Raw genomic sequence first — 20,367 nt, 5'->3', positions numbered from 1 at the left:
AGCATGTGAGCGACATGATTCATCCATAGACCCATCCTGGATTCCGGGCGCCGCCAGTCAGGCGCGTCGCGTCGGCCATCCTCCTGGTTCATCGCCGCGGGCAGCAGCTGCCCGTGTGCTGTCGTGGAGAATCCCATGTCGGATGCACGCATTCGCGTCGTCAATCTCGTTTTTTCATGGCCTGACGGCACGCCGGTGCTGGACGGTCTTTCGTTCGCGCTGGGGCCGGTTCGCACCGGCCTGGTCGCGCCCAACGGTGCAGGCAAGAGCAGCCTGCTGAAGCTGCTGGCGGGCGAGTTGTCGCCGCGGTCCGGTCAGGTGGCGATCGACGGTGTCGTCGGGTATCTGCCGCAAAGCGTGTCGCTGGATGGCCAGGCCACGGTGGCCGAAGTGCTGGGCATCGCGGCCAGGTTGCAGGCGCTGGATGCGATCGCCGCCGGCCAGGTCGATCCCGTGCACTTCGATGCAGTCGATGGCGACTGGCAGGTGCGCGAGCGCAGCGTGGCGGCACTGGCGCGATTGGGTCTGGTTGACGTTGCGCTGGAGCGCCGGCTTGACACCTTCAGTGGCGGCGAGGCGATGTCGCTGGGCGTGGCGGCGCAACTGATGCGACGCCCGGACGTCCTGCTGCTGGACGAGCCGACCAACAATCTCGACCGCGCTTCGCGCCTGCGGCTGTATGCCGTGCTGCAGGAGTGGAAGGGCTGTCTGCTGGTCGCCAGCCATGATCGGGAATTGCTTGAGCGGATGGATCAGATCGCCGAACTGACGCCGTCCGCATTGCGCCTGTACGGCGGTGGCTTCGCGTTCTATCGCGAAACGCTGGAAACCGAACAGCGCGCCGTCGAACAGCAGGTGCGCAACCTGCGCAGCGAATGGAAGCGGGAGCAGCGCGACATGCAGCAGGCACGCGAACGCGCCGCGCGGCGATCGGGCAATGCCTCGCGCCACCTGGCCGACGCCGGGTTGCCACGGATCGTGGCCGGCAATCGCCGCAGCGCGGCGCAGGCTTCCGCAGCCAGGGTCGACGCGACCCATGCCGCGCGGATGGAACAGGCGGGCTCGCGCCTGCAGGACGCAAGGCACGCATTGAACGATGCGGCGGTGCCGGATTTTTCATTGCCGGCCACGCGGGTGGCCGCCGACCGGTTGCTGTTTTCGGCCGAGGGCCTGCAGGTGGTGCAGGGCGGTCGCGATCTTTTCGGCAGGCACGGCCTGAGCTTCACCATCCACGGTCCGCAACGCATCGCGTTGTGCGGCGCCAACGGCGTGGGCAAGACCACCCTGCTGCGGGTGATCGCCGGCGAGTGCAGGCCGGGCCATGGCGACGTGCGGCATGGCCCGGGTCGGGTCGCCTACCTGTCGCAGCGGCTGGAGCTGCTCGATCCGGACCGTACGGTCAGCGAGAACCTTGCGCTCGCCGCCCCGGGCATGCCCGCACAGCAACGCGCAAACCTGCTGGCACGGCTGCAGTTCCAGGGCAACCGGATGGACCTGGCCGCCAGCGCGTTGTCCGGCGGCGAGCGCCTGCGTGCGGTGCTGGCCTGCGTGCTGCACGCCACGCCGGCACCGCAGCTGCTGTTGCTGGACGAGCCGACCAACAACCTCGATCTTCCCGGCGTCGACCTGCTGGCGCAGGCGTTGCGCGCGTACGAAGGTGCCCTGGTCGTGGTCAGCCACGATCCGGCCTTCCTGGCCGGGATCGGCATTACCCGGTGGGTCGAACTCGTGGATGGTCGATGGGTGGAAGACCTTCGGCGGTGACACCCCGCCAGCCTGCCCGCCGGTAAATCCGCGACTAGATCCGCGATCGCTCCCTCACCGCCTCGTGGATGCCATGCCCGTGCCCCCGAACGGCCTGCTTGCGACGCGTTGCGGGCCGTTGCGTCTGCTCTGATGCGCGCTCCATCCGGGGAGTGTGGACGCATGATTGCTTGGACACAGACGGTGACCGCCAAGGTGCTCGGGGTCGGGGTGCTGGCGTTGTTGATGACGATACCGCTGATGCAGGTACGCGGGCTGGTGGGCGAGCGGCAGCAATTGCGCACCGATGCGATCAGCCAGATCGCGCAAGGCTGGGGCGGCAAGCAGGTGTTGGGCGGGCCGGTGCTGGTGGTGCCCACCTTGCGCCAGGTGGCGGCGGAAGGTCAGGCGACGCCGCGCTGGCAGGCGGGCAGCGCAAGCATGCTGGCCGACGCGCTGAAGCTGGACGTGGCGATGGCGGTGACCACGCGCAGTTATGGCATCTACACCGCCCCGGTATTCGTCGCCACGGTGAAGCTCGGCGCGCAATTCCGGGCGCAGGACATCGCCGAGTATCGCCATGCCAGCGACGCGCCGTGGCAGGGCGGCAAGGCCGAACTGCGACTGCCGATCGGTGACTTGCGCGGCCTGCAGGAAATTTCCGACCTGCGGGTCAACGGTCAGCCAGCCCGTTTCGAATCGTCGGCCGATCGCCTTGGGGGAGGGCCGAACGTGGTGGTGCCGATCGACCTCGACGTGCTGGGCGACCAGCCGATCGACGTGCAGATCAGCCTGAAGCTGGCCGGCACCGAGGCGCTGCAGATGCTGCCGCTGGCGCGCGGCACCGACGTGACCATGCGCGCGCCGTGGAGCGACCCCAGCTTCATCGGTGCGGCGCTGCCGCTGGAACACGCCATCGATGCCAGCGGCTTCAGCGCCCACTGGCACCTGCTGGACCTCAATCGCAGCTACGGCCAGCACTGGACGGACGGCGACGCCATGACAGCCGCGCTGCAGGCGTCGACCTTCGGCGTGCAGCTGTACCAGCCGGTCGACGTGTACCAGCGCAACGTGCGCGCGGGGAAGTACGGCCTGCTGTTCATCGCGATGACCTTCGTGGCGTTCTTCCTGTTCGAGGTGCTGAAGCGGCTGCGCGTGCACCCGGTGCAATACCTGCTGGTCGGCGCGGCGCTGGCCACGTTCTACGTGGTGTTGCTGGCGTTGTCCGAGCAGATCGGTTTCGGTCTGGCCTACGCACTGGCGGCGGCCGCGGTGGTCGTGCTGGTCGGTGGCTATGCGATGGCGGTGCTGCATGCACGGCGCGCCGGCCTGCTGCTGGGCGGCGTGCTGGGGCTGATCTACGCGATGCTGTACGGGCTGATCGCGGCCGAGCAGTACGCGCTGCTGATCGGCGCCCTGGTGCTGCTGGCGATGGTCGCGCTGATGATGTACCTGACCCGCCGCATCGACTGGTATGCGTACGTACCGACCTCGACCGAGCCGCCAGCGGCTATCATGGGACAATCATGAATCTGCTCGCGATCGAAACCGCCACCGAAGCCTGCTCCGTCGCCCTGATCCACGGCGACGAGCTGATCGCCCGCAGTGAAATCGCGCCGCGCCGGCACACCGAACTGGTGTTGCCGATGGCCGACGAACTGCTGGCCGAAGCCGGCATCGGCCGCCACGCGCTCGACGCGATCGCCGTGGGCCGCGGCCCCGGCGCGTTCACCGGCGTGCGGCTGGGGGTGTCGCTGGCGCAAGGCATGGCGCTGGCGCTGGACCTGCCGGTGATCACCGTCTCTTCGCTCGCCGCGCTGGCGCTGGAGGCGCCGGAGGAGGAAGGCACCGCCATCCTCGCGGTGATCGACGCGCGCATGGGCGAAATCTACGCCGCCTGCTACCGCCGCGACGACAATGGCGGCCTGGTCGCGCTGGACGACGAGCGCATCTGCACTGCCGAGACCCTGGTGTTGCCTGAAGCGGACGCCTGGCAGGTAGTCGGCAGCGGCTGGGCCACCTACGCCACCGTGCTGAGCCAGCGCCTCAGTGGCGCCCTGCATTCGGCCGATGGCCATTGCTACCCGCAAGCTGCGCATGTCGCCGAACTGGCCATGCGCGAGTTCGCGGCTGGCCATGCGCAAGCGCCCGAGCTGGCCTTGCCGGTGTATCTGCGCGACAAGGTGGCGTTGACATTGGTGGAGCAGGGCAAGGCGTAAGCGTCGAGACTCATGCCGACCGGTGACGAGGGCCGGGATCAAAGCCGCCCGATCACCAGTTGCACCAGCAGGCTGCTCACCGCCACCGCGATCCACACGCCCAGCCCGAGCAGGATCGGACGCGGGCCGCTGGAGATCATCTTGCGCAGGTTGGCGGACAGGCCGATCGCGGTGAGCGCCACGATGATCAGGAATTCGGCGAGCAGGTGAATGGACGGCTGGATGGCCACGGGGATCAGCCCGGCGGTGCGCAGCGCCGAGGCGACCAGGAACCACAGGATGAACCACGGGAAGATGCTGGCCAGGCTGAAGTGGCCGGCGTTGCCGGCCTCGGCATGCTTGCGCTTCTCGCGGGCGGCGACCACGAAGGCCAGCACCAGGCAGATCGGGATGATCAGGGTGGCGCGGGTCAGCTTGACGATGGTGGCGTAGTCGCCGGCGGCGTGGCTGTAGCTGTAGCCGGCGGCGACCACCGACGAGGTGTCGTTGATCGCGGTGCCGGCCCACAGGCCGAAGCCGAGGTCGGTCAGGTGCATCAGGTGGCCGAGCAGGGGAAACAGCAGCACGGCGACCACGTTGAACAGGAAGATGGTGGAGATCGCAAACGCGGTGTCGTGGTCGTCGGGGCGGATGATCGGCGTCACCGCGGCAATCGCCGAGCCGCCGCAGATCGCGGTGCCCACGCCGATCAGCACCATCAGCTTGTCGTGCACGCCGAGCCAGCGGCCCAGTGCCCAGGCGGAAAGAAAGGCCATCGTCATCGTGACCAGGGTGACCGAGAGCGACTCCAGTCCGGTCTTCGCCACCTGGTCCAGGCTGAGTCCGAAGCCCAGCGCGATGATCGACCACTGCAGCACCTTCTTGCCGGCGAACGCGATGCCCGGCGCGTAACGCGCCCCCAGCGGCAGCGTGTTGCCGACCACGATGCCCAGCACGATGCCGATCACCGGCCCGCCGATCAGCGGTACCCAGCGGCCCAGCAGCCAGGCCAGCAGCGCGATAGTTACCGCCAGCAGCAGGCCGGGCGCGCGTTGCAGCAAGGGGTTGGGAGTGGCGACGGAAACGGGGGCGGACATGGCGGGCTCCTTGATTGGCGCCCATTGTCCGCCCCGCGATCCATAACCAGAACTTGGAATATGTGATTGGTCGTATAAACTCAGCTGATGATCAACATCAGCCCGCGACAGATGGACGTGTTCGTGCAGATCGCGCTGCTCGGCAGCGTGCGTGCCGCCGCCGAACGCCTGCACCTCACCCAGCCGGCGGCCAGCATGGCGCTGGCCGAGATGGAGCGACAGCTGGACGGGCCGGTGTTCGACCGCGAGCGCGGCCGCTTGCACCTCAACGCCCGTGGTCGCGAGCTGTTGCCGCTGGCGCAGGAACTGCTGGAGCGCCACGCCGAGTTCGGTCGCCGCGGCCGCGAGGACGGCGCCGAACTGGGCGGCGAGCTGCGCATCGGCGCCAGCAACACGGTGGGCAATTATCTGGTGGGTGAATTGCTGGGCGGCTTCGTGCGTGCGCATCCACAGGTGGCGATCCGGCTGCGCGTGGCCAACACCGAGACGATCACCGCAGGCATGCTGGAGCACAGCCTGGACATCAGCTGCGTCGAGGGCCCGGTGGCCCATCCGCTGCTGGAAGTGCGGCCCTGGCGCGACGACTCGCTGGTGGTGTGCGCGCCGCCGGAGCATCCGCTGGCGCGCAAGCGGGGTCTGAAGCCGGCGGATTTCGCCGGCGCCCGCTGGGTGCTGCGCGAGCCCGGTTCGGCCACCCGTGCCACCAGCGAGCGGGTGCTGTCACAGCTGCCGCCGGGCGAGACGGTGCTGGAGCTGGACCAGATCGAGGCGATCAAGCAGGCCGTGGTCGCCGGCCTGGGCATCGCCTGCCTGCCTTCGGTGGCGGTGACCGATGCCCTGGCGACCGGACGGCTGAAGGCGCTGAAGACGCCGTTCCTGGATCTGCAACGCCGGCTCTCGCTGCTGCTGCACCGGCAGAAATATCGGGGTGCGTTGCTGGATGCGTTTCTCGACAGCATCGGCTTCCGGCGCGGCGCCTGAAGCCCATGCCGTGTTGCCCGGCCGGAAACCCGCGATGACTCAGGTGGAAGCGCTGGCAGGGAGCGCCGGCTCCTGCGAATGGTCCAGGATTTCGCGCAGCATCGCTTCGGCCTGCTCGTGGGTGTGGGCCCGCAGCAGGCGGGCCAGGTTGCGGCGCAGGCTGGCGTGGTCGAGCGTGGCGAGGCGGTCGCGCACCTGCAGGATCTGCGCCGGGTGCATGCTGAATTCGTTGAGGCCCAGCAACAGCAGCAGCGCGGTGAAGTTCACGTCGCCGGCGATCTCGCCGCACAGGCTGACCGGTTTCTTCGCGCGGCGGCCGGCGCCGAGCACGTGCGAGATCAGTCGCAGCAGCGCCGGCTGCAGCGGGTTGTAGATGTTCTCCAGCGCGTCGTTGCCGCGGTCGGCGGCCAGCACGTACTGGGCCAGGTCGTTGGTGCCGATGGCGAGGAAGTCGGCGTGCTCCAGCAGGGCGCGCACGTTGATCGCCGCCGCAGGGACCTCGATCATCGCGCCCAGCGGCAGTTTCTCGGGCAGGTCGATGTTCTCGCGCTTCAGGTCCTGGCGCGCCAGCTTGAACAGCGTGCGCACCGCGATCAGTTCGTCGGGCTGGGTCACCATCGGCACCAGCACGCGCACCGGACCGTAGCAGGCGGCGCGCAGGATCGCGCGGATCTGCGTGGTGAACACCGCGGGATAGCGCAGCGACAGGCGCACGCCGCGCACGCCCAGCGCGGGGTTGTCCTCGCCGCGGAGGCTGAGCCCGGCGGCGTCGGCCTTGTCGGCGCCCAGGTCCAGCGTGCGGATGGTGACGGGCAGGCCGCCCATGCCCATCACCAGGTCGCGGTAGGCGATGAACTGCTCGTCTTCCGAGGGCAGCCCCTTGTGCTTGAGGAACAGGAATTCGGTGCGGTACAGGCCCACGCCATCGGCGCCGCGGGCGCGGGCCATGGCCACGTCCGATGGCGTTTCGGCATTGGCCAGCAGGGCGATCTCGACGCCGTCGCGGGTGCGGGTGGGCGCGTTGGCCAGCTTGGCCAGGCGGCGCCCCTCGATGGCCGCCTCGCGCTGCCAGGCGCGGTAGCGCGACAGGTCCTGCGCGGTCGGATGGACGATCGCCTCGCCGCCTTCGGCGTCGAGCAGGATCAGGTCGTCGTCGTGGATGTTGGACAGCGCATCGCGGGTGCCCACCAGCATCGGCAGGCCCAGGCTGCGCGCCAGGATGGCGCTGTGCGAATAGGCGCTGCCGGAGCTGGCGACCACGCCGAGCAGGCCGTTGCCGGCCAGCTGCGCCATGTCGCCCGGCGCGATCGAATCGGCCACCAGGATCTCGCCCACGCGGGCGGCCAGCTTGCGCTCTTCCGGGCTGGTCTGCCGCTGCAGCGCGGAGATCACCCGGTTGATCACCTGCTCGACGTCTTCCTTGCGGCTGCGCAGGTAGGGATCGTCCATCGCCTCGAACACGGCGGACAGGCGATCGCGCTGCTTCTTCAGCGCGGCGCCGGCGCGGTAGTGGCCGATCCGGACCAGGTCGTCCAGCCCGCGCAGCAGTTCGGCGTCGTCCAGCAGCAGGCTGTGCGCGTCGATGAATTCGTTGACCTCGCGGGCCAGCGCGCCGTGTAGCCGGTTGCGCAGTTCGCGCAGTTCCTGCCGCGCCGTGTCGAGCGCGCGGTGCAGGTGTTCCAGTTCGCCCTCGATTTCGTCCTCGCCCAGCGGCCGGTTGTCGACCGCGTAACGACTGGGCTGCACCAGCCGCGCGCGGCCAAGCGCCATGCCGTGGGCGGCGACGGTGCCGGGAAGGAGGTGTCTCACGCTCGGCTCCCTGCGGAGCCGGGAATGGGGAATGGGGAATGGGGCATGGACCGGAGCTGGGCGCGCGCAGGCCGGCGATGCACCGTCAATCTGGTGCAGCCGGCCTTGCCGATTCCCGATTCCCGACTCCCGATTCCCTGCATCACTACGCTCCCTCGTCGAACTTGCGCTCGAACAGCTCGACCACGGCGGCGAGTGCAGGTTCCTCGTCGGGGCCCTCGGCGCGGATGATCAGCGGGCTGCCCAGGCCGGCGGCCAGCATCATCACGCCCATGATGCTCTGGGCGTTGACCTCGCGGCCCTTGCTGACCAGCCACACGGTGGACTTGAAACCCTGCACCAGCTGTACCAGCTTGGCCGAGGCGCGGGCGTGCAGCCCGAGTTTGTTGGAGATGACGACTTCTTGTTCAAGCATGAGAAAGGATGCCCTGATCCATTCCGCACAGGCGGCATGATGTCCAGAAGGTTCGCAGATGGTGGCGCGTGGCGCAGCCAAGGCCGGCCGCCTTGGCAAGCCGCGCGCTGCCGGCTGCGGGCCTTCTGGACATCACCCCGTCATTATTTGTCAGCCGGTGGGGGCCGGCTCTGTCTGCCCGCATCTCCGCGGCGCGCCTCCTCGACAGGCGGCCGGCCTGGCGTCGTCGACGCACCGCGAACCTGCGGGCAGACAGAGCCGGTGACGCCTGCGTGGAATGGATCAGGGCATCCTTGAGGTCAGGCATGGTCGATGAAAATTCCCCCGCGGCCACCGCTGGCCGCGATCTCGGCCAGTTCGTCCAGCGGCTTTTCCGCATAGTTGAGTACGCGCAGCAGCATCGGCAGATTGAGTCCGGAAACGCAGCGCAGGCGCACGCCCAGCGCGCCCAGCGACAGCCCGATGTTGCACGGCGTGGCGCCGTACAGGTCGGCAAGGATCAGCACGCCGTCGCCGTGGTCGAGTTCTCGCGCGTGGTGGGCGGTGAGCGTGCGCATCACGTCGGGATCGGCGTTGGGTGGCACCTCCACCGCGTCCACCCGCAAGGGCAGTTTCGGCATCACGTGGTGCGCCGCCGAAATGATCGCGTGACCGACCGCTTCGTGGGTCATCAGCAGCACGCCCACGCTCATGGCTGCTGCTTCCTGAGGATTGCCGAAGTCATGCCGGTTCACTCCAGCTCGCGATGGAAGGCGAGCACGCCTTCACGGCGGTCACGATAATGGGCGGCGAGCTTTTCGACCAGGTACACCGAGCGGTGACGGCCGCCGGTGCAACCGATCGAGATGGTCACGTAGCTGCGGTCGTCCTGTTCGAAGCGGGGTAGCCAGGCATCCAGCCAGCGCGCGGTGTCGGCGAAGTATTCGCCGACCAGGGGTTCGGCTTCGAGGAACTCGCGCACCGGCGCGTCCTTGCCCGACAGCGGACGCAGGTGGGCCTGCCAGTGCGGATTGGGCAGGCAGCGCGCGTCGAACACGAAATCGGCGTCCAGCGGCAGTCCGCGCTTGAACGCGAACGACTGGAACATCAGGGTCAGCCCTTCGGTGGCCTGGGCGTAGCCGGTGGCCACCAGGCGGCGCAACTGGTGCACGTTGAGTTCGCTGGAGTCGATCACCTTCTCGGCAATCGCCATCAGCGGGCGCAGCAATCGGCGCTCCTCGACGATTGCGTCGGCCAGCGACACGCCGCGGGTGGCCAGCGGATGGCGGCGGCGGGTTTCCGAGTAGCGCTTGATCAGCACCTCGTCGCGGCAGTCAAGGAACACCAGGTGCACCTGCACGCCGGCGGCGGCCAGCTCGGACAGCACGGTCGGCATGTTGGCGAAGTCGGTGCCGCGATTGCGCACGTCCACGCCCACCGCGATGCGCCGGTGCTTGCTGCTGCCATGGATCACCGCGTTGACCAGCTGCGGCAGCAGGGCCGATGGCAGGTTGTCGACGCAGTAGAACTCGAGGTCCTCCATCGCGCGCAGCGCCACTGTCTTGCCACCACCGGACATGCCGGTGAGCACGATCAGGTGGATCTCGCTGGGGTCGACCTGCGGATTGAGCAGGGGAGTGTTTCCGTTCATGCGTTCACCATGGAGGCAGCCGCCGCAACTGGTGCGCCTGGCGGTCAATGAAGGTCTGCGCCGGATCGATGCCCTTGCTCTTCAGCGCATGGCTGCGCACGGCGGCCTCGACCAGCACGGCGAGGTTGCGGCCCGAGGCGACCGGCAGGGTGATCATCGGCACCTGCACGTCGAACACCTCGCGGTGGCCGATGTCGCCGGTCAGACGGGTCAGCGCATCGATGTCCTCGCCGTCGCGCAGCGGCTTCAGGTGGATCACCAGGCGCAGGTATTTGGACGTCTTTACCGACATGTGGCCGAACATCTCGCGCACGTTGAGCACGCCCAGCCCGCGCACTTCCAGCAGGTCCTGCAGCAGGTCGGGGCAGGTGCCGTCGATCACGTCCGGCGCGATCAGGGTGAACTCGGTGGCGTCGTCGGCGACCAGCCGGTGACCGCGGCTGATCAGCTCCAGCGCCAGCTCGCTCTTGCCCGAGCCGGCTTCGCCGGTGATCAGCACGCCGATCGAGAAGACTTCCATGAACACGCCATGCAGGGTGATCTTCGCCGCCAGCATGCGCGCCAGGTGGTACTGCAGGTAGGTCAGCAGCTCGTGGCCGCGCTTGGAACTGGTCCACAGCGGCGTGCCGGTTTCCTCGGCCACCTCGCGCAGGTCGGCGGGGATCGGCTGGTCCTTGGTCACGATCAGTGCCACCGGCTGGTAGGCGGCGATCTTGTGCATCACCTCCCAGCGCTGGCGCGAGTCCAGCCCGTCGAGGAAGTTCAGCTCCTCCGAGCCGATGATCTGCACCTTGTTCGGGTAGATCACGTTGAGATAGCCGATCAGCGAAGGCCGCCGCGACTGCGCCACGCCCGGCTCCAGCACGCGCGATTCGCCACGCATGCCCGACACCCAGCGCAAGGCCATGCGTTCGTGGACGCCGTCGAAGAGTTGTCGTGCGCTGATCCGGTCCAAGCTCAGTCCTCTGCGCCGCGTGTCGTTGCCCGGCGGGGCTTCGCGGCGACGCGGCCATTGTGCCAGCTTGGACGGTGGTACGTGTTCAGAAAAGGAAACGGCCCGCGCGAGGCGGGCCGTTCCGGGTAGTGTTCAAGCGACGGGATCAGCCGTACTGGCGCTCCTCGCGCGCTTCGCGTTGGTGCTTGTCGGCGATTTTCTCGCGGTGCTTGCGCAGCTGGGCGACCAGCTTGTCGAACAGCACGTCGATCGAGGCATACATGTCGGCCTCGGTGGCTTCGGCATGCAACGTGGCGCCGACCGCGTTGAGCGTGCCATCGGCGCGCTGCTGGAGCTTGTCGACCGAAAGCACGATCGCCAGGCTCATCAGCTTGTCGTCGAGGCGAGTGAGGCGGTCGAGCTTGGCCGTGGCGTGGTCGCGCAAGGCCGGGGTGACTTCAATCTGCTGGCCGCTGAGTTGGAATTGCATGGGTCGCCTCCTCTGGTGGTGCAGTGCCGCGTTGTCGCGGCGGGGTGGACGCGTCGGGCCACGGGCGCCGACACATCGTCAGTCATTCTGTAACAGGTATGGGAGCGAATTTTCGTTAACCAAGTTCCCGCGACGGAGATGGTTCAGCCCGCGCGCTGGCGCTCGCTGGAGGTGGGGATGCGCAGGCCTTCCCGGTACTTGGCGACGGTGCGGCGGGCAACCTGGATGCCCTTGCGCTTGAGCTCCTCTGCGATGGCGAGGTCGGACAACGGCTTGCGCACGTCTTCGGCGTCGATGAGTTTGCGCAGCATGGCCTGGATGGCGGTGGCCGAGGCGCTGCCGCCGTCCTCGGTGGATACGCCGCTGGAAAAGAAGTATTTCAGCTCGAAGGTGCCGCGCGGGGTGTGCAGGTACTTGCGCGTGGTGACCCGGGAGATGGTCGATTCGTGCATGCCGACTTCCTCGGCCACCTCGCGCAACACCAGCGGGTGCATCGCCTCGGGGCCGTAGTCGAGGAAGGCGCTTTGCCGCCGCACGATCGCGTCGGCCACTTTCAGCAGCGTCTCGGCGCGCGATTCCAGGCTCTTGATCAGCCAGCGCGCCTCCTGCAGCTGGCCGCGCATCCAGCTGGCATCCTCGCCGCGCGCCTTGGCGATCAGCCCGCAGTAATGCTGGTTGAGGCCCAGCCGCGGCTGCGCGTCGGCATTCAGGCTGACCCGCCAGCGGGTGCCGTCGCGCAGGGCGTAGACGTCCGGCGCCACGTATTCCACCGGGGTGGTGTCCAGGGCCGCGCCGGGTCGGGGGTCCAGGCTGCGGATCAGTACGGCCGCCTCGGCCACGTCGTCCTCGCTGGCGCGCAGCCGCCGGGCCAGCCGGGCGATGTCGTTGCGGGCCAGCAGGTCCAGCTCGCTGTCCACGATCTGCAGCGCCAGTTCGCGCTGCGGGGTCGCGGCATCGAACTGTTCCAGTTGCACGCGCAGGCAGTCGCGCAGGTCGAGGCTGGCCACGCCGGTGGGATCGAAGCCCTGCAACTGGCGACGCACGGTCTCGATCTCGATCATGCTGGCATCGAAACCGGCGGGCAGGGCGGCGATGACCGCATCGAGGCCCTCGGCCAGGTAGCCGGCGGGGTTCAGCGCATCGATCAGCACCGTGGCGATCAGGTGCTGGCGCGGGTTGAACGAGGCCAGGTTGAGCTGCCACAGCAGGTGTTGCTGCAGGGTTTCCGGCGCCACGCTCTGCGGCTCGAAGTCGTCGTCGCCACGCGAGCCGGAGCTGCTCCCCGAGCTGCTGGCCGAGAAGTCGATGGGCGCTTCCGCTGCGCCGCCGCCGTCAGCCCATTCGCTGTTTTCGCTTTCGTCGTTGCTGCCGGCCGCGGACACGGCCTCGACGCTGGGGTAGTCGAATTCGGCCTCGCTGACCTCGGGGGCTTCCTCGTCCTCGATCTCCTCGGCGAATTCCAGCAGCGGATTGCTTTCGGCGATCTGCCGCAGCTCGGTCTCCAGCTCCAGTTGCGACAGCTGCAGCAGGCGTATGGCCTGCTGCAATTGCGGCGTCAGCGTCAGCTGCTGGTGGAGGCGAAACTGCAGTGCGGGTTTCATGCCAGCCGGGTCGAAAGATAACGCCACCATCGTACCCCGAGCCCGCGCGGGCGGCCATAGCCCGGGCCAGGCGGACGATGGTGTCGCGACAGCTTGTTCAGAGCCGGAACTCGCGACCCAGGTACACCTCGCGCACCTTGTCGTCGGCCAGGATGTGCGCCGGCGTGCCGCGCGACAGCACTTCGCCCTCGTTGAGGATGTAGGCGCGGTCGCAGATGCCCAGGGTCTCGCGCACGTTGTGGTCGGTGATCAGCACGCCGATGCCGCGCTCCTTGAGGTGGCGCACGATGCGCTGGATCTCGCCCACGGAGATCGGGTCCACGCCGGCGAACGGTTCGTCCAGCAGCATGTAGCGGGGGTTGGCCGCCAGCGCCCGTGCGATTTCCACCCGGCGCCGCTCGCCGCCGGACAGGCTGATGCCCTTCTGTTCGGCGATGTGGGCGATCTTCAGTTCGTCCAGCAGGTTTTCCAGCTCGGTCTCGCGCTGCTGCGTGGTCAGGCCGTCGCGCAACTCCAGCACCGCCATGATGTTGTCGGACACGCTGAGCCGGCGGAACACCGACGCTTCCTGCGGCAGGTAGCCGATGCCGAGCTTGGCGCGCGCATGCATCGGCAGGCCGGTGATGTCGAGCTTGTCCAGCTTGATGCTGCCCGCGTCGGCCTCGATCAGTCCCACCACCATGTAGAAGCAGGTGGTCTTGCCCGCGCCGTTGGGGCCGAGCAGGCCGACCACTTCGCCCTCGCGGATCGAGAAACCGAATTCGCGCACGACCTGGCGCGACTTGAAACTCTTTTGCAGACCTTCGGCGGAGAGCATCGGTTACGGCTGTCCCTGCGTGGCCGGCTTGGCCGGTGCGCTCGAGGATGCGGCTGGCGCCGTGTCTCCGGCAGGTTTCGCCTTGGGCTTGAAGGTCATGTGGACCAGGCCGTCGCCGTTGCTTTCGCCGGTCATCTGGCTGGTCTCGGTGTTGTAGGTGAGCTTGTCGCCGTGGGCGTCGCCACGCCCCTTCTGGGTGATCGAGGCGTTGCCGCTGAGTACGGCAATGCCCTTGAGGTTGTCGTAGTCGAGCGTGGCAGCGTCGCCCAGCACCAGGTTGTTGTTCTCGTCCAGCTGTTCGAGATGGGCCGGGCTGCCGGTGATCACCACGCGGCTGATCTGGCTGTCGCCGTCGAAATACACCTTGGCCTGCGCCCCGGTGGCTTTCAGGGTGCCCTGGGTGATCACCACGCTGCCGCTCAGCGTGCTGACGCTGTTGGGCTTCTGGAAACCGTCGAAATGCTTCGCGCCCACGTGCATTTCCTGCTGGCGGTCGCTCTTCTTGGCCAGGGCGGGCTGGGCCGCCAGCAGGCCAAGGGCGGCAATGCCGAGCGCGAACCTAGCGCTTGCGCGGCGGGAAGGTGGCATGAACGTCATCGAGCAGCTCCAGGTGTTTGTCATTCAGGTCGGCGCGCATGCCGATACCGCTGATTCTAGTGCCGCCCTGCACCATTCGGGCGGGTGCGGCGGTTTCCAGCCGATTCTGTTTCGGCCAGGCAGTGATGTCGGCGGTCTGGATCTGCGCGGCGGGCGCATCGCGGAAGGCCGCCCGGTGCATGTCCACCGGGCCTTGCAGTTTCAGCTCGGTGCCGCTCTTGTTGACCCAGCCATACAGCGACTTGCCTTGCCAGTCGGGTACGCCGGCCTGGTTTGCCGGCAGCTGGAAGGTGGGTGAATTCAGGTACAGCGAATCGTCGCCCTCGCGGCGTTCCAGGTGCGGCGACTGCAAGTGGAAACTGGGCTGCCCCTCGGCGTTGAACTCGGTCATGCGGGCGTCGGTCAGGGTGTAGCCCGAGCGGGGCGGGCCCACGAAGTCGTTGGTCCTGGGCGCCGGACCGAACCACCACAGCAGCATCTGGGCGACGCCGGCGGCCAGCGCGATGGCGATGGTCGCGGCCGGCAGGCGCCGGTCGCGCAGCCACAGGCGCAGGCTCACTGCCAGCGCTCCCGTTCGGCGTCGCTCTTGCCCTGGGCGTGCAGGATCAGGTCGCAGGCCTCGCGCGCCGCACCCATGCCGCCGCTGCGGGTGGTCTGCCAGTGGGCCGCCTCGGCGACCCAGGGATGGGCGTTGGCCACCGCCACGGCCAGCCCGGCGATGCGCATCGGCGGCAGGTCGGGCAGGTCGTCGCCGACGAAGGCGGCCTGTCCGGGCGTCAGCTGCAGGGCGTCGAGCAATTGCTGCAGGCAGCCGCGCTTGTCGCCCTGGCCCTGGTAGACGTGGCTGATGCCCAGCTCCTCGGCGCGCAGCGCCACCGGGTGGCTGATGCGTGCCGTGATGATGGCCACCTGCACGCCGTTCGCCTGCAGCCGTTTCAGGCCCAGGCCGTCATGCACGTGGAAGACCTTGGTTTCGCGGCCGTCCTCGCCGTACCACAGGCGACCGTCGGTCAGCGTGCCGTCCACGTCGAACACGGCCAGGCGGATGTTCGCGGCGCGGGTGAGCAGGTCAGGGGGGATATTGGCGAGGTAAGAGGAAGTAGGCACGGCTTCGGGTGCGTGGTGGGAAAGGGTCAAGAGCGGGGTTGCCTGATTTTTCTGATTTGTCGAGACAAATCAGAGTCGGGATCAGACCACACGCGCCCGCAGCAGATCATGAATGTTCAGCGCGCCGACCACGCGCTGTTCGTCGTCGACCACCAGCAGGGCGTGGATCTGGTACTTCTCCATCAGCTGCGCCGCCTCGGCCGCCAGCTTGTCGGCGCCGATGGTTTTCGGGCCGCGGGTCATCAGTTCGGCTACGGTGGCTCCGCGCAGGTCCACGCCTTCGTCGTCCAGCGCGCGGCGCAGGTCGCCGTCGGTGAACACGCCCAGCAGGCGCTGATCGGCGTCGACCACGGCGGTCATGCCCAGGTGCTTGCGGGTCATCTCGACCAGCGCGGCGGTGATGCCGGCGTCCGGCGAAACCCTTGGCACGTCGTCGCCGGTATGCATCACGTCGCTGATGTGCAACAGCAGGCGGCGGCCCAGCGCACCGGCCGGGTGCGAGCGGGCGAAGTCGTCCGAGGTGAAGCCGCGCGCCTCGAGCAGGGCGATCGCCAGCGCGTCACCCCATACCAGCGCCACCGTGGTGCTGGTGGTCGGCGCCAGGCCCAGCGGGCAGGCTTCGCTGGAGATGCTGCCGTCCAGGTGCACGTCGGCCTGGGTGGCCAGCGAGGAGGTGGGGCGTCCGGTGATCGCGATCAGCGGGATGCCCTGGCGCTTGATCACCGGCAGGATCAGCAGCAGCTCGTCGGTCTCGCCGGAATAGGACAGCGCCAGCACCACGTCCTGCGGCAGGATCATGCCGAGGTCGCCATGGCTTGCCTCGCCCGGATGCACGAAGAATGCCGGGGTGCCGGTGGAGGCCAGGGTGGCGGCGACCTTGCGCCCGATATGGCCGGACTTGCCCATGCCGCTGACCACGACGCGACCCTTGCAGCCCAGGATCAGCCGGCAGGCCTCGACGAATTCCGGCCCGATCCGCGATTCCAGGGCCAGCGCGGCGGCCGCCTCGGTGGCGACCACCGTGCGCGCGCTGCGGGTGACCAGGTCGGCATCCAGCGAGGTCGGGAGGGGTGGGGCGGTGCGTGCGTTCATGGGGGCTCAGGCAAGGGTGGCGGGGACACGGAGGGCGATGGGAAGCGGGCCGGTTCCGCCTGCCGCCGAACCCTCGTCATTTCTGCGCCAGCGTATTTCCATTACCATGGCATCTTCCCATTTTAACGTCATAAGCCAGCACAAAGGATTCCGGTCCAGCGGGAATCCGCCTTCCGGCTGGCCCGACCACCTCATGGAACACTACCCGATGGACTCCAGCCGCATCCAGGCGATGATCGAACAGGGCCTGCCCGGTGCGAAGGCGGAGGTCAGCGGCGCCGATGGCGTGCATTTCGAGGCCACCGTGGTGGCCAGCCAGTTCGGCGGCAAGCTGCCGCTGGCCCGGCATCGGCTGGTGTACGCCACGCTGGGCGAGCTGATGGGCGGTGCGATCCACGCGCTGGCGCTAAAGACACTGACTCCGGAAGAAGCCGGGAACAGGGAATAGGGAACGGGGAATGGTCAAAAGCCATTCCGCCCAGTTCCGCGCCCGACCTCGGCTCCTCCGATTTCCCATTCCCGATTCTCCATTCCCGATTCCCTGCACCCATGGCCAAAATCCTGATCAGCGGCGGCACGCCACTCAACGGCGAGGTTGCCATTTCCGGCGCCAAGAACGCCGTGCTGCCCATCCTCGCCGCGTGCCTGCTGGCCGACGAGCCGGTGAGCATCGGCAACGTGCCGCACCTGCATGACGTCACCACCTTCATCGAACTGCTCGGCCAGATGGGCGTGCGACTGGTGCTCGATGACCGCATGAAGATGCACGTCGACCCGCGCACCACCAGCACCTGCGTGGCGCCCTACGACCTGGTGCGCACGATGCGCGCCTCGATCCTGGTGCTGGGGCCGTTGGTGGCGCGCTTCGGCCAGGCCGAAGTCTCGCTGCCCGGCGGCTGCGCGATCGGCTCGCGCCCGGTCGACCAGCACATCCGCGGCCTGCAGGCGCTGGGCGCCGAGATCACGGTGGAAAACGGCTACATCAAGGCCAAGGCGTCGCGCTTGAAGGGTGCGCGAGTGGTGATGGACATGGTCACCGTCACCGGCACCGAGAACATCATGATGGCTGCCACGCTGGCGCAGGGCACCACGGTGATCGAGAACGCGGCGCAGGAGCCGGAAGTGGTGGACCTGGCGCACTGCCTGATCGCGATGGGCGCGCAGATCGAGGGCGTGGGCACCTCGACCATGGTGATCCATGGCGTCGAACGACTGCACGGCGCCCAGCACGACGTGCTGCCCGACCGCATCGAAACCGGCACTTACCTGGTCGGCGCGGCGATGACCGGCGGCAAGGTGCGTGCCCGCCATGCCCGGGCGAGCTCGCTGGAGGCCGTGCTGGCCAAGCTGGAAGAGACCGGGGCGCACATCTCCACCGGCGACGACTGGATCGAGCTGGACATGGGCGGTCGTCGGCCAAAGGCGGTCAACATCAGCACCGCGCCATACCCCGCGTTCCCCACCGACATGCAGGCGCAGTTCACCGCGCTCAACTGCGTGGCCGAAGGCACCGGCGTGGTGACCGAGACGGTGTTCGAGAACCGTTTCATGCATGCGCAGGAATTGCAGAGGCTGGGTGCGAACATCCAGCTCGAAGGCAACACCGCCGTGATCCAGGGCGTGTCCCGGATGAGCGGCGCGCCGATCATGGCCACCGACCTGCGCGCCTCGGCCTGCCTGGTGCTGGCCGGCCTGGTGGCCAAGGGCGACACCACCGTCGACCGCGTCTACCACATCGATCGCGGCTACGAGAACATCGAGGAGAAGCTCGGCGTGCTTGGCGCGAAGATCCGGCGTCTGCCGAACTGAGGTTTGCTCCCTCCCCTGCGCAGCAGGGGAGGGCCGGGGTGGGGTGCTCTTGATCTTCGGCAAGGGGCTGGGCTACCTGCTCCTTGCGCCCGTCTTCTGCGAGGGGCTGGGCTTGCCCGCTGGTTTCGCCCGTTTTCCGCGAGGGCTTGGACTACCCCCGCTGGTTCCGCCGATTCCGCGAGGGGCTGGGCTGCCCCCGCGGGTTCCGCTCATTTTCCGCGAGGGCCTGAGCTACCCCCTCCCTTCCTCCCCCTGCGAGCAGGGGGAGGGATCAAGGTGCTCTCGGGGCTTACGGGTTTGCCGGGACGGCGGGTTTGCCGGGACGGCGGGATTGCCGGGCTTGGGCTCTTACTCGGCCTGGTAGCTCACCAGCTCCAGCACCAGGTCGCCGCCGTCGTGCTGGGCCAGTTTCACCGGCAGCGGGTAGCGGTCGGGGGCGTACCAGGCGCTGAAGCCGCGGTCGGCGTCGGTGCGATCGATGCGCTCGGCGTCGAAGCTGCCGGCGGGTACCTTGACGGTTTCCTTGCCGCTGACCTTGAAGTTTTGCGTCTGCACTTCCTGGCGTACCGCCACTGGCAGGGCGATCTGCTGCTTGCCGTCGCGCAGCGCCAACCCCAGCGCCAGCGCCAGGGTGTTGCGCTCGACCATGCCGGGACTGGCGGGATAGCTCTGTGCGCCCTTGCCCTCGTCGACACTGACCTGCTTGTTCGCCCAGTCCACCACCAAGTGGCGCTGCTTCTGCTTTACCGCAGCCTGCATCAGGTAGTCGTAGCTGATCGCCTCGGGCACGTCGCCTTTCCAGCGGAAACGCGAGGTTTCGCTGACACTGGCGCCGAGCAGGGCGGCCAGTCCGCCGGTGCCCTTGACGTCCTTGCTGTAGATCCACTGGCCGTCGCCGGCCGCGTGCAACCGGATCGTGGCGACGCCCATGGGCTGGCCACCTTGCAGCACGTCATAGGTGGCGGTGAAGGCCTGGGGTTGGGTGGCTGCGGCGGCGTGGCTGCCGAACAGCAGGCCAAGGCCGAGCAGGGGAGCGAGCAGGGATCGGATAGTCATGCGCCGAGTCTGCGCAGGCAGGGCTGAACCTGCTTTAAGGCGACGCTGATCAAGTATCACCACCGTCACCCACCCTCTCTGTTCGCAGACCACAGGGCCGTCGGCGAAGGCAGACTGGCCGTCTGTCGAGACGACGGACCGAAGGTATGCGGACAGAGAGGGTGGGCCTCAACTTCTTGAATTTGAAATGATGAGGTGATGACTGGAAGGCCCGCAGCCGATGCCGCGCAGCTTGGCAAGACGGCCAGTCTTGCCGGCGCCACGCAACATCACCTGCGGGCCTTCCAGTCATCATGACGGCGGCGATACTTGATCAGCGTCGCCTTAAGGCTGCAGCCCGTGTGTGCCCAGCTGCAGTGGCATCGACAGCGGCCGGCCGTCGAAGCGTGGGCCGTGGCCATCCCATTGCAGCCGGCCGCCGGCCAGTTCGGCCAGCACCGCCGGCAGCAGGCGGTGTTCCAGTGGCAGCAACCGCTGGGCCAGCGACTGCTCGTCGTCATCGGCCACGATCGGCAGGCGCGCCTGGGCGATCACCGGGCCGCCGTCCAGCTCGGCAGTGACGAAATGCACGCTGGCGCCATGCTCGGCGTCACCGGCTTCCAGCGCGCGACGATGCGTATGCAGGCCCCGGTATTTCGGCAGCAATGAGGGATGGATGTTGATGATGCGCCCCGCCCACGGTCGCAGCGCCTCGCCGTCGAGGATGCGCATGAAGCCGGCCAGCACCAGCCATTCGGCGCCGCTGTCGGTGATGCGTTCGAACAGGTCGAGATCGAACGCGCGCCGATCCGCGTAGCTGCGCGGGTCCAGGGCCAGGGTGGCGATGCCGGCGGCTTCGGCCAGCCGCAGCGCGCCGGCGGTGGCCTTGTCGCTGCCCACCAGCACGAAGTCGACCGGCAGTTCGCCGCGCGCACGCGCGTCGAGCAGGGCGGCGAGATTGCTGCCGCGCCCGGAGGCGAGCACGGCGACCTTGGCGGGTACGGAGGCCAAA

At 68.2% G+C, this 20,367-nt stretch carries 21 protein-coding genes; 6 read left to right on the top strand and 15 right to left on the bottom strand.

The window, feature by feature from the left end; translation table 11 throughout:
* Positions 1-135 precede the first annotated feature (135 nt).
* The 3 genes from ABNK63_RS12705 (at position 136) to tsaB (ending at position 3,962) form a co-directional block, all read left to right on the top strand.
* Positions 136-1,764: an ABC-F family ATP-binding cassette domain-containing protein gene (locus ABNK63_RS12705; protein ID WP_350015830.1), complete on the top strand. Its 1,629-nt coding sequence runs from the start codon at positions 136-138 to the stop codon at positions 1,762-1,764.
* A 162-nt stretch (positions 1,765-1,926) separates the two neighbouring features.
* Positions 1,927-3,273, top strand: a complete 1,347-nt coding sequence (gene creD, locus ABNK63_RS12700) for a cell envelope integrity protein CreD (protein ID WP_350015829.1) — start codon at positions 1,927-1,929, stop codon at positions 3,271-3,273.
* Complete coding sequence (tsaB, locus tag ABNK63_RS12695) at positions 3,270-3,962, top strand: tRNA (adenosine(37)-N6)-threonylcarbamoyltransferase complex dimerization subunit type 1 TsaB (RefSeq protein ID WP_350015828.1); 693 nt, start codon at positions 3,270-3,272, stop codon at positions 3,960-3,962. The genes creD and tsaB overlap by 4 nt, the downstream gene beginning before the upstream one ends.
* Before the next feature lie 38 nt (positions 3,963-4,000).
* On the opposite strand, the gene ABNK63_RS12690 is transcribed toward tsaB, so the two are convergent.
* Positions 4,001-5,038 carry a YeiH family protein gene (locus ABNK63_RS12690; RefSeq protein WP_007805689.1) on the bottom strand — a complete coding sequence of 346 codons (1,038 nt, stop codon included), beginning with the start codon at positions 5,036-5,038 and terminating at the stop codon, positions 4,001-4,003.
* 87 nt (positions 5,039-5,125) lie between these two features.
* On the opposite strand from ABNK63_RS12690, the gene ABNK63_RS12685 reads away from it, so the two are divergent.
* Positions 5,126-6,019, top strand: coding sequence for a LysR family transcriptional regulator (locus ABNK63_RS12685; RefSeq protein WP_007805697.1), 894 nt, complete (start codon positions 5,126-5,128; stop codon positions 6,017-6,019).
* Positions 6,020-6,058: 39 nt separating this feature from the next.
* Here the strand turns inward: ABNK63_RS12685 and ptsP are convergent, their stop codons facing one another.
* The 12 genes from ptsP to ABNK63_RS12625 all read right to left on the bottom strand — a co-directional run bounded on the left by ptsP (position 6,059) and on the right by ABNK63_RS12625 (position 16,511).
* Complete coding sequence (gene ptsP / locus ABNK63_RS12680; protein WP_350015827.1) at positions 6,059-7,828, bottom strand: phosphoenolpyruvate--protein phosphotransferase; 1,770 nt, start codon at positions 7,826-7,828, stop codon at positions 6,059-6,061.
* Between the two features lie 145 nt (positions 7,829-7,973).
* Positions 7,974-8,243, bottom strand: a complete 270-nt coding sequence (locus tag ABNK63_RS12675) for an HPr family phosphocarrier protein (protein WP_007805703.1) — start codon at positions 8,241-8,243, stop codon at positions 7,974-7,976.
* Between the two features lie 299 nt (positions 8,244-8,542).
* Positions 8,543-8,935 (bottom strand): PTS fructose transporter subunit IIA, encoded by a 393-nt coding sequence (locus ABNK63_RS12670; RefSeq protein WP_007805705.1) that lies wholly within the window; start codon positions 8,933-8,935, stop codon positions 8,543-8,545.
* A gap of 38 nt (positions 8,936-8,973) precedes the next feature.
* Complete coding sequence (gene rapZ, locus ABNK63_RS12665) at positions 8,974-9,873, bottom strand: RNase adapter RapZ (RefSeq protein ID WP_007805710.1); 900 nt, start codon at positions 9,871-9,873, stop codon at positions 8,974-8,976.
* A 4-nt stretch (positions 9,874-9,877) separates the two neighbouring features.
* Positions 9,878-10,828 (bottom strand): HPr(Ser) kinase/phosphatase, encoded by a 951-nt coding sequence (hprK, locus tag ABNK63_RS12660; RefSeq protein WP_007805711.1) that lies wholly within the window; start codon positions 10,826-10,828, stop codon positions 9,878-9,880.
* 145 nt (positions 10,829-10,973) lie between these two features.
* Positions 10,974-11,297: a ribosome-associated translation inhibitor RaiA gene (gene raiA / locus ABNK63_RS12655; protein WP_007805712.1), complete on the bottom strand. Its 324-nt coding sequence runs from the start codon at positions 11,295-11,297 to the stop codon at positions 10,974-10,976.
* A 143-nt stretch (positions 11,298-11,440) separates the two neighbouring features.
* A complete protein-coding gene (locus ABNK63_RS12650) occupies positions 11,441-12,898 on the bottom strand; it encodes an RNA polymerase factor sigma-54 (RefSeq protein WP_007805713.1) in 1,458 nt (485 codons plus the stop codon).
* A gap of 97 nt (positions 12,899-12,995) precedes the next feature.
* The gene (lptB, locus tag ABNK63_RS12645) at positions 12,996-13,715 is read right to left on the bottom strand and encodes an LPS export ABC transporter ATP-binding protein (protein WP_350015826.1); all 720 of its coding nucleotides are present in this window, start codon (positions 13,713-13,715) and stop codon (positions 12,996-12,998) included.
* Positions 13,716-13,718: 3 nt separating this feature from the next.
* A complete protein-coding gene (gene lptA, locus ABNK63_RS12640; protein WP_007805715.1) occupies positions 13,719-14,312 on the bottom strand; it encodes a lipopolysaccharide transport periplasmic protein LptA in 594 nt (197 codons plus the stop codon).
* Positions 14,275-14,871 carry an LPS export ABC transporter periplasmic protein LptC gene (gene lptC, locus ABNK63_RS12635; protein WP_350015825.1) on the bottom strand — a complete coding sequence of 199 codons (597 nt, stop codon included), beginning with the start codon at positions 14,869-14,871 and terminating at the stop codon, positions 14,275-14,277. The genes lptA and lptC overlap by 38 nt, the downstream gene beginning before the upstream one ends.
* A complete protein-coding gene (locus ABNK63_RS12630) occupies positions 14,868-15,419 on the bottom strand; it encodes an HAD-IIIA family hydrolase (protein ID WP_350015824.1) in 552 nt (183 codons plus the stop codon). The genes lptC and ABNK63_RS12630 overlap by 4 nt, the downstream gene beginning before the upstream one ends.
* A gap of 81 nt (positions 15,420-15,500) precedes the next feature.
* Complete coding sequence (locus ABNK63_RS12625; protein ID WP_007805719.1) at positions 15,501-16,511, bottom strand: KpsF/GutQ family sugar-phosphate isomerase; 1,011 nt, start codon at positions 16,509-16,511, stop codon at positions 15,501-15,503.
* A 208-nt stretch (positions 16,512-16,719) separates the two neighbouring features.
* On the opposite strand from ABNK63_RS12625, the gene ABNK63_RS12620 reads away from it, so the two are divergent.
* Both ABNK63_RS12620 and murA read left to right on the top strand, forming a co-directional pair.
* On the top strand, positions 16,720-16,959 hold the full coding sequence (locus tag ABNK63_RS12620; RefSeq protein WP_007805721.1) for a BolA/IbaG family iron-sulfur metabolism protein: 240 nt from the start codon (positions 16,720-16,722) through the stop codon (positions 16,957-16,959).
* Between the two features lie 101 nt (positions 16,960-17,060).
* Entirely contained in the window at positions 17,061-18,320 is a 1,260-nt protein-coding gene (gene murA / locus ABNK63_RS12615; RefSeq protein ID WP_007805722.1) for a UDP-N-acetylglucosamine 1-carboxyvinyltransferase, read from the top strand.
* A 348-nt stretch (positions 18,321-18,668) separates the two neighbouring features.
* Here the strand turns inward: murA and ABNK63_RS12610 are convergent, their stop codons facing one another.
* The gene (locus tag ABNK63_RS12610) at positions 18,669-19,376 is read right to left on the bottom strand and encodes a DUF3108 domain-containing protein (RefSeq protein ID WP_007805724.1); all 708 of its coding nucleotides are present in this window, start codon (positions 19,374-19,376) and stop codon (positions 18,669-18,671) included.
* A 324-nt stretch (positions 19,377-19,700) separates the two neighbouring features.
* The gene (gene purN, locus ABNK63_RS12605; protein WP_350015823.1) at positions 19,701-20,366 is read right to left on the bottom strand and encodes a phosphoribosylglycinamide formyltransferase; all 666 of its coding nucleotides are present in this window, start codon (positions 20,364-20,366) and stop codon (positions 19,701-19,703) included.
* Position 20,367: the final 1 nt, after the last annotated feature.

Origin of the sequence: Rhodanobacter sp. IGA1.0 (assembly GCF_040208325.1) — a bacterium.
In the GTDB taxonomy this organism is placed as follows: Bacteria; Pseudomonadota; Gammaproteobacteria; order Xanthomonadales; family Rhodanobacteraceae; genus Rhodanobacter; species Rhodanobacter spathiphylli.
This window is presented reverse-complemented; position numbering and strand designations above follow the sequence as displayed.